Raw genomic sequence first — 14,255 nt, 5'->3', positions numbered from 1 at the left:
ACCAATTACCGAAATAATATCGCAAAACAGGTTTTAAAAATTCTCTGTTTTGTACAAAAATTAATTAGTTCCCCAAGGGGGTTCTGAACAGTTACATAAACTATATAGTTATACAAGTTTGAGATATTTTGCTTCTAAATATAATTTGTAATAATTTGTTTTTTTAAAATGAATCGTATATTTATTCGAGGCATCAAAGCAGCGGCATTTACGAGAACATACAAACGAAATTCAACAATTTGTCGAGAGTAGATATGCAGCATGTTGGACATGCAATTAGAGGCGGCAACTCTGGAATGAGGAAGGGGTAGAGGCGGCTGTATGGATACGAAATTAACTATGCTCATTGTCGATGACATTGATGCAAACAGGGCGGTAATGGGGGCTGTTTTTTCGAATGAGTATAGAATTTTATATGCGGGAAATGAAAAAGAGGCTATTGATGTTATTCACAGGCACACCGAGGAAATCTCAGTGATTCTGCTGGATATTGACATACCGGTGATGGATGGGATTGAGGTGCTCAAACGGATAAAAGAGAGTGTGGACAGCGCCATCCCGATCATTGCCGTAACCGCCGACGAGAGCTGCCAGCTGGCAGCGCTGGAGAACGGAGCAGCAGATTTTGTTTCAAAGCCGGCCGACGAACGGGTAATCCAGGCACGTGTTAAAAACGTGCTTGGATGTTTTGCGTTGGAAAAAGAGCAAAGGCTGAATGAAGCACTCCAAAAAAGCAGAATGGAGGCGGCGAATCTGATCAACAACATCCCCGGCGGTATTGCAATTTACCGCTGGACTGATCATTTGGAAACGCTGTACTTTTCAGACGGAGTGGCCGCTTTAAGCGGATACACGAGAGAGGAGTATGCAGCGTATATCAGCGAGGATGCGTCAAGAATCATATATGGAAAAGACCGTGCCCGTGTATTTGCGATTGCTTCAGCGGCGGTAAAAAGCGGTACCACTATTGATGTAGCCTATCGTATCTGCCGGAAAGGCGGCGGACTTGTCTGGATCAATTTAAATGCCATTTTAGTACAGGCGGATGAGGAGGGACTGCTTCTCCATGCCGTTTATCAGAAATCGTCTAAAATGACACAGCTGTATGCCAACCTGGTGAATGAATCTCAAAGTGCAATCTACGTCAGTGACACAGGGAACTACGAGCTCCTCTATATTAACCAGAAGGGGCTTGATCTGGCTGGAAAAGAACGTCAGAATACGATAGGGAAAAAGTGCTATGAATTTTTGTTCGACCGGACATCCCCCTGCGAATTTTGCAAAATCCATTTGATGCATCACGATGAGTTTTTCTGCAGAGACGTTCGGTATCCTGTGAATGGCGGCGTTTATCATTTAAGAGGCAAACTGACCGATTGGAACGGAATTGAAGCGCATGTGGAATACATTGAAGATGTGACGCAGCGCAGAAAAACCGAACAGAAAAACAAAGAGCTGATGGATCAGCTTTCCTCTGTAATTGAGCATGTACCGGGGGGGATGTGCTTGTATCTTGCTGATCAGGACGGAATACATCCTGTTGTTCACAACCAGGCCTTTTATAAAATATTTGGCTATTCAGATGAAAGTGTAAAATCTGTACAGAAACAAACAGACTATTTAAATGTGCATCCTGAAGACCTTGCCGAGCTTAAATCAAAGCTGACCGATGCAATCCGGACATCAACTCCGGTAAACCATACATATCGTATATTTAATGACTGCAGGAAGGAATACATCTGGATTTATCTGAATGCCATGATCATTGATCAACCGGATGCCACAAAGTTGTGCTATGTCAGCTATACCGATGTGACAGAAGAACGTAAGGTTCAGCAGCAGTTGATACAGGCGAAAAACGATATGCAGATATTGATGAAAAAGGAAGAGGAGGCACTAAACAGCTACCGTACCCTGGTCAACACAGTTCCCGGCGGCATTGCATTATATGAGATTAACGGTGATAAGATAAAAACTATGTTTTACAGTGACGGATTATGCGAATTATCAGGCCATTCGAGAGAAGAACGTGAACGGATCTGCCGTGATGACGCTATGGCTCTCACTTATGAAGAGGATGTTCCTTTGCTGAATGAAACCATAAAAAATGCGTTGGAAAATCAATCCAATCTGGAGCTGACATATCGCATTAACACAAAGTCTGGCAAGCCCCGTTGGATCAATCTCTGCTGCACTTATTTAAGCAGTAAACATGGAAAGCCTACCTTTTGTGCTGTATTTACTGATATTGATAAAATGAAATGCATTGAAGAGGCCGAGAAAGAGCAGCAATTGCGTTATCAGGTGGCAATCAGAAGTTCTGGAATCAACGTATGGGAATATGATATTCAGAACGATGTGCTGACAGTCGTATCAAATTCGCTCAGAATTAAGCAGAATTGCTTTACGATTGAAAACTATGTTCATTCAACGGTAGAAAACGGATATGTCAGAGAGGATAGTCTTCCAACCTTTTACAGTATTTTTGAACGACTGAAAAAGGGTGAAAAAGAAGTAAGTGAAGATATCTGGTATAAAACCACAGACGAAGCCGGCTGGTGGTGTGAGCGTGTCATTTATACAACGGTATTTGATGAAAAAGGGATACCCGCCAAGGCGTTTGGGGCCGGCAGAGATGTGACCCGTGAAAAAGAGGCGATCAAGAAGTTCGATGAAGAGATGTCCTACCGTTCCGCCTTACAGCAGACCATTATCGACTCCTTGAAAATCAATCTGACGCAAAATACGATTGTCGACGGAGATAGTCAGTTCCGTGTGTTGACTGAATTGATAGACAGTAATGATGCTGACTTTTATTTTTCCAAAACTGTGGATTATATTCTCGGGGAAAAAAACAAAGAAAAATACAGAACGACATTTAACCGCCGGTCTTTACTTAGCTATTTTAACCGTGGAGATTATTCGGTTTCCATGGAATTTACCCGTGTTTTTGATACCAGTAAAGTTTTCTGGATTAAATATAATGTCCATCTCATGAAAAATCCAGAAACAAAAGATATCTATGCTTTTATTGTGGCGAATGACACAACGGATGAAAATGTAATGAAATCCATCATGGAAACCATCTCCAGAACGGATTATGACTTTTTTGTTGTAGTGGACGGCGAAAGAGATAAGGCAGTTGATTATACCGTTAACTCGGGGAAAAAGCTTTTCACAGAAAATCAGGCATTTCAGGAACAAAACGAAATAATAATCAGGCAGGCTGTCTGCGAAGAAGATGTTGAGCGGGTTGTTGAAGAAAGCCGAATCTCCAATGTCCTTAAAAATATCTCGAATGGAAAAGTACATAAATTTGATTTTAATATGCGGGATAATGATAAAAAAGGGGAGATTCGCCGCAAACAACTGCAGCTTACCCTGATTAACAAGGACAGAAAAGTGTACCTCATGACGAGAATTGATGTGACCAGTGTATATAATGAGCAGATGCGACATCAAAAAGAGCTGGAGCAGGCACTGGTTTCAGCAAAGCAGGCAAACCTTGCAAAATCAGACTTTTTGGCACGCATGAGTCACGATATCCGCACACCGATGAATGCGATCATCGGCATGACTGAGCTCGCCAAGGATGAAGATAACCCCTCTAAGACTGCAGAGTATCTAAGCAATATTGATTCCTCCAGCCATTTTTTGCTGGGATTGATTAACGATATCTTGGATCTGAGCAAAATCGAAAGCGGTAAAATCAGGTTGTATGAAGAGCCGTTTACGATGAAAGAGTTCAGGCAAAATATAGAAACGGTCATTCTCCCGTTGATAGAGGCAAAGCACATTGACTTTAGCATAAAGTCAAGCTGCGATATCAGATGCATTCTTACAGACAAGCTGCGGTTCACACAGATTTTTTTCAATTTGCTGTCCAATGCCGTTAAATTTACGCCCAAAGGCGGCAAAATTGAATTTTTCTGTGAGCATATACCGGATCGCGACGGAAAATACGGAATGCGCTGTACGGTTCGTGACAACGGGATCGGCATAAGCCGTGAGTTTCAAAAGTGTCTCTTCGAGCCATTTTACCAGGAGAATCGAGATACAGATTTTAATCAGACGGGTACAGGGCTGGGGCTTGCTATCGTAAAAAATCTGGTTGAAGCAATGGGAGGATCCGTCAGCGTACACAGTACTATCGGAAAAGGCTCGGAATTTGTGGTAGACCTCTATGTTTCTACGGCGGAATTGGACGTGAAGAAAGAAAAATCCCCCGGCGGCTTTGATATGGACTTATCTGGAGCACATATTCTTCTGGTTGAAGATAATAATCTTAATATTGTAGTTGCGAAGCGCCTTCTCGAGCGAAAGGGCTGCATCGTTGAAGTGGTTGACAACGGAAGGGAAGCCGTGCAGCAGTTCTTGCAAAAGCCTCCGTTTTCCTACGATGCCATACTTATGGATGTACGGATGCCGGTTATGGGCGGTCTTGAGGCAACGAAACAAATCCGCGATATGACAAAAGCTGATGCAAAATCAATCCCTATCATTGCGATGACAGCGGATGCTTTTGTGGAGGATCAGGACAAAACGAAAAAAGCGGGGATGAACGCACATTTGTCCAAACCGATTGACCCGAAGCTGCTGTACCGTACACTTTACTCATTTATTTATGAGGATAAGGCGTCAAAGAAGGAGAATGAGTAAAATGACAGATAAGCTATTTGAAAATACAGAGCAATTGAATGAAATTGAATGCAAGCATGAGTTAGAGCTTTATCGTGCGTCCCGAATCGGCGGCGTTTTTACTGTCGCGGTGGACGAATATTTTACCTTGCTTTATGGAAATGACAAATATTATAATATCCATGAATATACCAAGGAGAGCATGGCTGATCGCATTCATAACCATTGCAGTGAATATGTGCATCCGGAAGATCTACCTATGGTGATACAAACAGTCAATGATACTCTGGCAGCAGGAAACGACTATGCGGAATGGGTGATGCGGGTGATTACCGGCAAAGGTAACATCCGGTATATTCTTTGCAGCGGAATTTTCACAACGGACTCCGGCAGGACCATCATGGACGGAGCGGTCATGGATATCACCAAACAGAAGGAAATGGAAGAGTCACTACGGCTCAGTGAAGAAAAATTCCGTATTGCCACCGAGAACTCGGATGTATGTTTCTGGACTTACGATATTAAAAGCAAAGAGATCATTCAGACTCCAGCATCAAAAATGCGTCATGGACATCAGGAAGTGGTAACGGATATTCCAAATTCTATCATTCAATCAGGCTTCGTTCGTCGAGATTCCGTCAAGGATTTTACAGAAATGTACAGGAAGCTTGAGCAGGGAGTTAAAACATGTTCCGCCGATATCTGGTTTCGTACCCTGGATGAAAAGGGCTGGTGGTGTGAACACATTGATTATACCAGTGTCTTTGACAAAAACGGGAAGCCTGTTTACGCCTATGCAGTGGGGAAGAATGTGACGTCAGCCAAGCTGTCAGAACAACGGTACAATGAAGAATTGGAATATTCCAAAGCGATTCAACACGAGAATCTGCTTGCAAAGGCGCGTTCTAATATAACACAGAATATTGTTGAATCCTATATTGCAAAAGATAATTTGGGGGTTCTGGAGGAAGGATCGCCCTATTCAAGTGGAACAGATACGATGGCGGAAACTGCACTTACAGAAGAACAGAAAGAGAAGATGCGTCATATGCTGAATCGAGACCGCGTGCTGGAAGCATTTGAAAAAGGCCAGACACAATTCTCTTTTGAGTATCAGCGCAAGGCACAGGACGGAAGTATTATCTGGGTGAAGACTACCGTAAAGTCATACAAAAATCAGCAGACCCGGGATGTGATGTCCTTTATGTATACCTACGACATCAATGAGGAAAAAATTAAAGAAGGTATTATTCAGGCCGTTTCCCAGATAGAGCATGACTATGTTGCGTATGTGGATCTGAAAAGCAACCGATATAAAATGTATCTTGGAAATACAGCGAATGGACCGCTGCCTGAGAAGAGCAGCGATGATTACGTGAAATTTATTATGCAGACAAATCGTGAAATCCTGATTCCAGAGGATGTAGAGCGTGTCAGCCAGGAAATGATGCCGGAGGCAATCAAAAAAAATCTTGAAGAGAAAAATATATTCTCTATGACGTGCGGAGTTATGCACCAGGATGGCACTGTCCGTCAAAAAAGAATACAGTATGCCTATTTAGATAAGCCAAGCCAGCAGATCGTCATTACACGGAGCGACGTCACAGATTTGTTTAACCAGCAACAGCAGCAGCACGATATGTTGCAGACAGCACTTCTTGCCGCAGAGCAGGCGAATAGCGCAAAGAGCGACTTCCTTTCACGTATGAGTCATGAAATCCGCACACCGATGAATGCGATTATCGGCATGTCGACCATTGCCGCACAATCCATTGGAGACGATGCACAGGTTATGGACTGCATTAGCAAAATTGGGATTTCCTCCCGGTTTTTGCTTTCGCTGATCAACGATATACTGGACATGAGCAGAATTGAGAGCGGGAAGATGCTGCTGAAAAAAGAAAAAATTCCATTTGATGAATTTCTGAACGGAATCAATTCTATTTGCTACACCCAGGCCGGTGCAAAAAACATTGATTATGAAAATATCGTGGACTCCAGTGTGGAGGATTATTATATTGGAGATGCAATGAAGCTCCAGCAAATTATTATTAACATACTTTCCAATGCGATCAAGTTTACACCCGAGTATGGGAAAGTATCTATTAGTGTTCGTCAGCTAAAAAAAGCAAAGAATGATGCAGTAATACGATTTGTTATTAACGATACGGGCTGTGGCATCGCAGAGGAATATATACCTCATTTGTTTGACCCGTTTTCTCAGGAACATTCCGGTACCACTGCCATGTACGGTGGTACAGGGTTGGGTCTTGCAATATGTAAGAACCTGGTTGCGATGATGGACGGTACAATTACTGTACGCAGCATCAAGGGCGTGGGCTCCGAGTTTACGGTGGATGTGAAGCTTGGCATTACGGAAGAAACAAAGACAAGATATGCAAGGAAACATGACTACAATTTTGCGGAGCTGAAAGCACTTGTAGTGGATGACGATGTTGTTGTCTGTCAGCAGGCGGTAATTACCTTAAAGGAAATTGGCGTCAAATCGGAATGGGTAGACAGTGGTAGAAAAGCAGTGGATATGGTAAGGGAGAAATGGAATAATAAGGAATATTTCGACCTTGTTCTGATTGACTGGAAAATGCCTGAGATGGACGGTATTGAAACTGCGAGACGCATTCGTGAAATTGTCGGCCCGGAGGTTACAATTATCATTATAACTGCTTATGATTGGGCTGCGATTGAACATGAAGCAAAACTGGCAGGTGTCAATATGATGATGAGTAAGCCTATGTTCAAATCGTCTCTTATTTCTGCATTTGAAAAGGCATTCGATGAAAGACACGAGGAAGCGGTGACGGAAGTAGCGGAGGACTTCAACTTTGAGGGAAAGAGAGTTCTTTTAGTAGAAGACCATCCCCTGAATGTGGAGGTTGCCAGAAGACTTTTGGAACGTAAGGGCTTTATGATTGAGCATGCAGAAAATGGCGTGCGTGCAGTTGAAATGTACGCAAAAACTCCGCCTGGATATTACGATGCCATTTTAATGGATATTCGCATGCCTCAAATGGATGGCTTACAGGCGACAAATGCCATTCGCCATATGGGGAAAGAAACCGCGCAAAGCATTCCGATTATTGCGATGACAGCCAATGCATTTGACGATGATGTTCAGAAATCGAAAACTGCAGGAATGGATGCCCATCTTGCAAAGCCGATCGAACCAACGCAACTGTTTCAGACGCTTTATGATTTTATTATCAGGAGAAAGGATGGAACTGATGACCCCAATTAAAAGAATCATCGCCATTTGTCTATCCGTTATAATAAGCAGCTTCTGGCTGGCGGCCCCTGCTTTTGCAGCAGATATGGAAGAAGACAGTAACCAGCGTGTTGTGAAGGTCGCATATCCGGAACAGAAGTATCTGACCGAAATAGATGAGAACGGCAACTTCAACGGCTATTCTTATGATTACTTAAGCAAAGTCGCGGAATTTGCAAACTGGAAGCTTGAGTACATAACCTATCCGGACATGAGCCTGAACGATCAGATACTAAATGGCCTGGAAGGAGTCCAGACGGGCGAAGCGGATTTGGTCGGCACGATGCTGAAAAATGAAGCGCTGGAAAAGATGTACCTCTATCCTGAGAATAATTATGGGCTGGTGTATACCACGCTGGAGGTCTTAGACACCAATCTTAATATAACGGAAACGAATTTCACGCAGCAGAGTCCCTTGAAAATTGCATCTATTAAAACTGCGAGCACACGGAATGCAGAGCTTGAGGAATATGCAAGGGAAGTGAAGCTTAACTATGAACTGGTTGGTTGTGAGACGGTAAATGAGCAGATAGAAGCTTTAAAAAGCGGCAGTGCGGACGCCATGCTCAAGGTCTCACTGGAATTTCTTCCTAATTTAAAGCAGATTGCACAGTTTGCACCCCGCCCGTTTTACTTTGTCTCAGGCAAGGGAAACGAAGAGTTAATAGAAGAACTGGATGAGGCGATTCAAAAAATCCATGTTACAGATCCGTATTTTGAAAGCAGACTGCGTTCAAAGTATTTTATCAACACAATTGCAGATTTTTCCTTATCAGAAGCGGAGGTCGCATATGTAGCCGAAAATCCAAAGATTCAGGTACTTATGTTTCCTCAGTATGCACCATTTTCATTTGTAGACAAAAAGGGTAAGCTGTGTGGAATGTCAGTTTCCATATTAAATGAAATCGGCAAGAAAGCCAATATCGAGTTTGAGTATCATGTGGCTGATGAAAATCAAAATATCAGTAAACAGGCTACCGGCGGAAAATATGATATTATACTCGGTCCACCTCACAGCAACACCTATGCGGAGGATAACGGCCTTGTATTATCACATCCCTATCTTGAGGCGAATTTAACGATGTTCCTCAACAAGTCTGCAGAAACGAAGCCGAAATCCGAACGTGTTCTCGGTCTTGTGAATAACGTGCCGGATCCGATTGGCTATGAATATAAAGAAATCCGCTATTATGATACGATAGAAGAATGCCTCGAGGCAGTGAACAAGGGGGAGGCCGATTATGGATATGCCACAAGATATGCCCTGGACTATTATACCTCCGAAAACAGCCACAGACAGCTTCTCTATTTGGATTTATCCGGATACAACCGTGAAGTGGGATTTTATGTGCCGAATACGGAAAACTGCGAGTTGCTGTCTATCATAAACAAGTATGTGCGAAGCACTTCCCAAAAAGATATTCACAGTCATTTGTCATTGGCTCTGTCTCAAAAGGACTATGGCGGGCTGAGGGAAATCGCAAACAATAATCCGATGCTCACAATCGTCGTTGCAGTAAGCTTCTTATCACTCATTATGTTGACGGCTATGATGGCGATTTACAGTAACAGCAACAAAAAGAGAAATAGAAAATTGCAGCTGGCATATACCGCAAAAAGCGATTTCCTTTCCAGAATGAGTCATGACATGCGTACTCCTATGAATGGGATTATCGGCTTGACTGAGCTCACCCTGGATTCTGAGAATCTGGTGCCTGAAGTTGCAGATAATCTATCTAAAATTGATGAATCAGCACATTATCTGCTGAGCCTGATTAATGACACGCTGGATATGAATAAAATCGAAAGCAATAAAATCGTGCTGAACAGGGAACCGACCAATCTTAATTCTTTTTTCAATCAAATGATTGGGGTTGTCAGAGTGAGCGCTGAGCAAAAACATGTTAAACTGGTTTTTACAGCAAGCACAAAGGTGCCGCCAATGGTGTACTTGGACAAGATGCGCGTGCAGCAAATATTTTTTAATCTTGTTTCCAACGCCATTAAGTTCACCCCCGAAAACGGTACGGTTGAAGTTATAGGTGAATGGACCTTTTTGGAAGAAGCCCAGGTTAAAACAAAACTGGTCATCAAGGACACCGGCATCGGCATAAACCCGGAATTTATACCACGGATTTTTGAACCATTCGAGCAGGAAAATGATGCGACAATTGTAAATTACGCAGGAACCGGGCTGGGACTTGCCATCGTAAAAAATCTTATCGAGCTTATGGGCGGAACGATTTCCGTTAGAAGTGAAAAAGGGATCGGTTCAGAATTTACCGTAGAGCTTGTATTTGACAGAGCAAATGAACAGATAGCTCCTGAACTTGGAACCGAAACTTCCGAGGTCTGTCTTGCAGGGAAACGTATTTTACTCTGTGAGGATCATCCGCTCAATACACAGATTGCAATCAAGATGCTGGAAAAGAAGGGGATGATTGTGGAACATGCGGAAAATGGACAAGTGGCAGTAGAGTTGTTCAGGCAGGCGAAACCTTACTATTACGACGCTGTTCTTATGGATATACGTATGCCGGTTATGGATGGGATTGCGGCGACAAAAGCAATTCGAGAATTGGACTGTGTGGATGCACAAACCGTGCCGATCATTGCAATGACAGCGAATGCTTTTGATGAGGACGTGAAAAAGAGCCTGGATGCCGGTATGAACGCCCATCTTGCAAAGCCGGTTGATCCAAAGCAGATGTTCCAGATTCTGCATGATCTGATCAGCAGGAGAGGGAGCGAAAGCACAGACTGATATCACAGGCAGGACAAAGTCAATAGATGTACAAACAAAGCCGAAGCCATTATGAAAATATAATGGTTTCGGCTTTGGTGTATTGTGCTTCTATACTTCTATTACTTCGATTCTGCCTCTACACTTCGAAGTTACTTCAGCAAAAAGATATTTTCATACAGTCTGACGCTATCGCATGAATTGATTGATCACATGAAGGATTCCGTCGTCATCATTAGATTTGGTGACGAAATCTGCACTTTCCTTAATATCACTGTTGGCGTTTTCCATGGCGACGCCCAGACCTGCGTACTCGAGCATGGTGACGTCGTTGTAGCCATCGCCGCAGCAGATCATCTCGTCGGCTGTCAGGCCGATGCTGCTGAGAAGCTTCTGCAGGGAGTATGCTTTGTCGATTTTGGAGGGCATGACTTCAATGAAGAAGTCACTGGAATTATAAATATTTAAATAGCTATGAAAACGTTTCTTCAACGCGGCCATTGCCAGTTTGATAATCGCCGGATCTCCGGTTACCAGCAGTTTGTTGACCGGGAAGTTGACGTATTCTTTAAAATTGTCCACGCATCTGATGTTCATGTGGTTGATGCGGGACTCCAGTTCTGTGTATTCATTTATCTGGATGCCGGAGATGATCTCATCGTCCGAGTAGCTCAGGATATCCAGCCCCGGGTATTCGTGGATGATGTCATAGACAGTCGGAATTGTCTCAGCAGGCACAGCACGGTTATAAATGATTTCGCCGGTGGTGCAGTTAGTGATGCGTCCGCCGTTGAAGGACAGAATATAGCCGTTGTATTTATGTAAGTCAAGCTGGTCGGCCAGATTCACGATTCCGTTGATCGGCCTTCCAGATGCCAGTACGACCCGCTTGCCGTTCTGCTGGATTTCCATCAGGGCTTTTTCCGTAGGGGCAGTGATTTCTTTTCTGGAGTTGGTCAGTGTTCCGTCCAAATCCAGTACGATTATCTGATAATTCATGTTTGGGTTCTCCTTTATGATTCCATCCCTCTATAATTCAAGTTTCTGTAGTGCATCCACGATCTTAGGAAATTCCATGCAATGGGATGCTTTTACCAGAATGGTATCACCCTTGTGGAGGAACTGGCAGCATTCTGCCAGAAATTCTTCTTTGGTGTCAAAATGTTTTGCACGGGTGGCGCTCGGAACGGCGTTCACGCCGTCGGCAATCCCCTTTGCAAGGTCCCCGATACAGCAGACCAGGTCGATTCCCAGTCTGGCAGCATGGATGCCGGTCTCATAATGCATCTCATGCTCGATGCTGCCAAGCTCGTACATGCCGCCTAGAATGGCGACTTTTCTGGTGCCTGCCTTAGAGAGGACATCAATGGAGGCCTTCATGGAGGCAGGATTGGCATTGTAGCAGTCGTCAATGATGGTGAGAGAGTCGGTCTCAATCAGATTGTTGCGCCCGGAAATCGGCACCAGTGCTTCGATTCCGGTCTTGATCTGCTCACAGGTCAGTCCCAGTGCACATCCGACCGCAGCGCCGGCCAGCGCATTGTATACCATGTGCTCTCCGGGGATGGAGACGGTCGCACGGAAAGCTCCCTGCGGAGTGTGGATCGTGCAGGTGGTTCCCTTCAGTCCGAGATTCTCGACCTCGTCCGCGTAGAAATCACGGTCGGATGACAGGCCAAAGAACTGAGGTGTCTTTTTGTGTACCGCAGTGACGGTGGCAAGCATGTCGTCGTCACCGTTCAGGATGACGGTGCCCTCCGGATTCATGAACTGGAACATCTCGGTCTTCGCCTTCAGGATTCCCTCGCGGGTCTTGAGCTGTTCCAGATGCGCACAGCCGATGTTGGTCAGAACGCAGATGTCCGGGCGTGCCATGCGCGCCAGACGTTCCATCTCGCCGAAATCACTGATGCCCATCTCAAGGATCGCAATCTCATGCTCCTCGCGGATGTTGAAGATCGTCAGGGGAAGTCCAATCTCATTGTTGAAATTCCCTGCGGTCTTTAATACCGAATACTTCTGTTCCAGCACGGAACCGATCATCTCCTTGGTGCTGGTCTTTCCGACACTTCCGGAGATACCGACTACCTTGAGGCGGTGGAAGGAGCGGCGGTAGTGCTCCGCGATATCCTTGAGCGCCTGCTCGCCGGAATTAACCAGAATATAGGGGAACTTCGCACCCTCGATCCGTTTCTCGGATATGGCACAGAGCGCGCCGTCCTGAATGACCTGGTTGATAAACATGTGGCCGTCCACCCGGGCTCCCCGTATGGCGACAAACAAATTATCTTTTTCAATCTTGCGGCTGTCGATCGTGACACCGCTCACTTCTTTATAGTAACTATCTTCATCTCCGTAATAAACGCCGGCACAAGCCACAGCGATTTCTTTCAAAGACATATTTCTCATCTGAATACCATCCTTTATTTCGTGTTGTCCCCAATACGGTTCGATTTCCTTTTATTTCATTCATGGGAATATGTGATTGTCCACTTTCCCCGACTGCTGCGCAGTCTGGACTACACGGTGTACCGCGCCTCCAGCGATTTCTGGATAATCAGTTCACACAGCTCCCCGTATTCGATGCCGACAGCCTTTGCCTCCTTCGGGAGAAGACTCGCGGCAGTCATTCCCGGAAGAGTGTTGACCTCCAGACAGTACAGATTCCCCTCTGCGTCCAGAATAAAGTCGGCACGGCTGTAGACATCCAGCTTCAGTGCGCGGTAAGCGCGCACAGTAATCTCTTTCATGCGTTCGGCAGTCTCCGCAGGGATATCCGCAGGGCAGACCTCCTCTGTGGCATTCGCCTGGTACTTGTTCGCATAGTCAAACCACCCGCTCTTTGGAATAATCTCAATCGGAGGCAGCGCTTCGCCGTCAATGATACCGCAGGCAAACTCACGTCCTTTGATATAAGCTTCGAGGACGACCTCATCTCCGTAACGGAATGAGTTTTTTAGTGCATTGTCGTATTCCTCTTCGGTCTTCACGATGTAAACTCCGATGGAGGATCCACCGGCGCACGGTTTGATCACGAGTGGAAGTTCCAGCCCGAGATCGGCAAGGGATGTGTTCTTATCCTTCTTGAAAAGCCAGGTGCCGTTCGGTGTCTCGACGCCGGACTGCAGGAAAATCTGTTTTGTGACACCTTTGTCCATGGCGAGTGCGCAGCCGAGAGAGTTCGGACCGGTGTATCGGATGCCGAGCAGGTCGAAGGTCGCCTGCAGCTTGCCGTTCTCGCCCTCGCCGCCGTGCAGCCCCAGAAATGTGATGTCAGCCATGCGGCATAACTCGATGACGTTCGGGCCGAGGAAACAGTCGGACTGATCCGGTCGGGATGCCTTGATTGCTTCCAAATCCGGCTCCTCCGTACCGATGTTGGCGGAGATGCCCAGACCGTGATCCGGAAGTGTAAACACTTCCTCCAGTCTGCTGCTGTCATAAGGCAGTCCAAGGAACACGTCCAGAAGAAATGCGTCGTGTCCTCTCTCGAGTAATGTTTTACAGATTCCTGCGGCCGAGGTGAGAGAGACATCTCTCTCCGTGCTCAGTCCGCCAGCTAATACGATGATTTTCATAATAATATAATAT

Annotated in this window: 6 protein-coding genes; 3 read left to right on the top strand and 3 right to left on the bottom strand. The window is 45.1% G+C overall.

All coding sequences use genetic code 11. The annotated features are described in order from the left end of the window. The first annotated feature begins 321 nt into the window (after positions 1-321). From BUB85_RS12270 to BUB85_RS12260, 3 genes are read left to right on the top strand one after another with little or no spacing between them, the layout of a single operon-like run. Positions 322-4,659, top strand: a complete 4,338-nt coding sequence (locus tag BUB85_RS12270) for a response regulator (RefSeq protein ID WP_073110881.1) — start codon at positions 322-324, stop codon at positions 4,657-4,659. 1 nt (position 4,660) lies between these two features. Next, positions 4,661-7,894: a response regulator gene (locus BUB85_RS12265; protein WP_073110879.1), complete on the top strand. Its 3,234-nt coding sequence runs from the start codon at positions 4,661-4,663 to the stop codon at positions 7,892-7,894. Next, positions 7,872-10,685, top strand: a complete 2,814-nt coding sequence (locus tag BUB85_RS12260) for an ATP-binding protein (protein ID WP_073110876.1) — start codon at positions 7,872-7,874, stop codon at positions 10,683-10,685. Before BUB85_RS12265 ends, BUB85_RS12260 begins: the two co-directional genes overlap by 23 nt. 168 nt (positions 10,686-10,853) lie before the next feature. On the opposite strand, the gene BUB85_RS12255 is transcribed toward BUB85_RS12260, so the two are convergent. From BUB85_RS12255 to BUB85_RS12245, 3 genes are all read right to left on the bottom strand, one after another. Continuing rightward, the gene (locus BUB85_RS12255) at positions 10,854-11,663 is read right to left on the bottom strand and encodes a Cof-type HAD-IIB family hydrolase (protein WP_073110874.1); all 810 of its coding nucleotides are present in this window, start codon (positions 11,661-11,663) and stop codon (positions 10,854-10,856) included. Positions 11,664-11,693: 30 nt separating this feature from the next. Then, the gene (locus BUB85_RS12250) at positions 11,694-13,073 is read right to left on the bottom strand and encodes a UDP-N-acetylmuramoyl-tripeptide--D-alanyl-D-alanine ligase (protein WP_073110872.1); all 1,380 of its coding nucleotides are present in this window, start codon (positions 13,071-13,073) and stop codon (positions 11,694-11,696) included. 110 nt (positions 13,074-13,183) lie between these two features. Beyond that, positions 13,184-14,242, bottom strand: a complete 1,059-nt coding sequence (locus BUB85_RS12245; protein ID WP_073110870.1) for a D-alanine--D-alanine ligase family protein — start codon at positions 14,240-14,242, stop codon at positions 13,184-13,186. Positions 14,243-14,255: the final 13 nt, after the last annotated feature.

This window comes from Hespellia stercorisuis DSM 15480 (genome assembly GCF_900142165.1).
Classification (GTDB): Bacteria; Bacillota; Clostridia; order Lachnospirales; family Lachnospiraceae; genus Hespellia; species Hespellia stercorisuis.
Note: the sequence above shows the minus strand (reverse complement) of the source record. Positions and strands in the feature narration are given on the sequence as shown.

What these genes read in the sequence shown, in the direction of transcription:
- BUB85_RS12255 (WP_073110874.1), bottom strand. Translation starts at nt 11,663, where the DNA reads ATGAATTATCAGATAATCGTACTGGATTTGGACGGAACACTGACCAAC.
- BUB85_RS12245 (WP_073110870.1), bottom strand. Translation starts at nt 14,242, where the DNA reads ATGAAAATCATCGTATTAGCTGGCGGACTGAGCACGGAGAGAGATGTC.
- BUB85_RS12265 (WP_073110879.1), top strand. Translation starts at nt 4,661, where the DNA reads ATGACAGATAAGCTATTTGAAAATACAGAGCAATTGAATGAAATTGAA.
- BUB85_RS12270 (WP_073110881.1), top strand. Translation starts at nt 322, where the DNA reads ATGGATACGAAATTAACTATGCTCATTGTCGATGACATTGATGCAAAC.
- BUB85_RS12250 (WP_073110872.1), bottom strand. Translation starts at nt 13,073, where the DNA reads ATGAGAAATATGTCTTTGAAAGAAATCGCTGTGGCTTGTGCCGGCGTT.
- BUB85_RS12260 (WP_073110876.1), top strand. Translation starts at nt 7,872, where the DNA reads ATGGAACTGATGACCCCAATTAAAAGAATCATCGCCATTTGTCTATCC.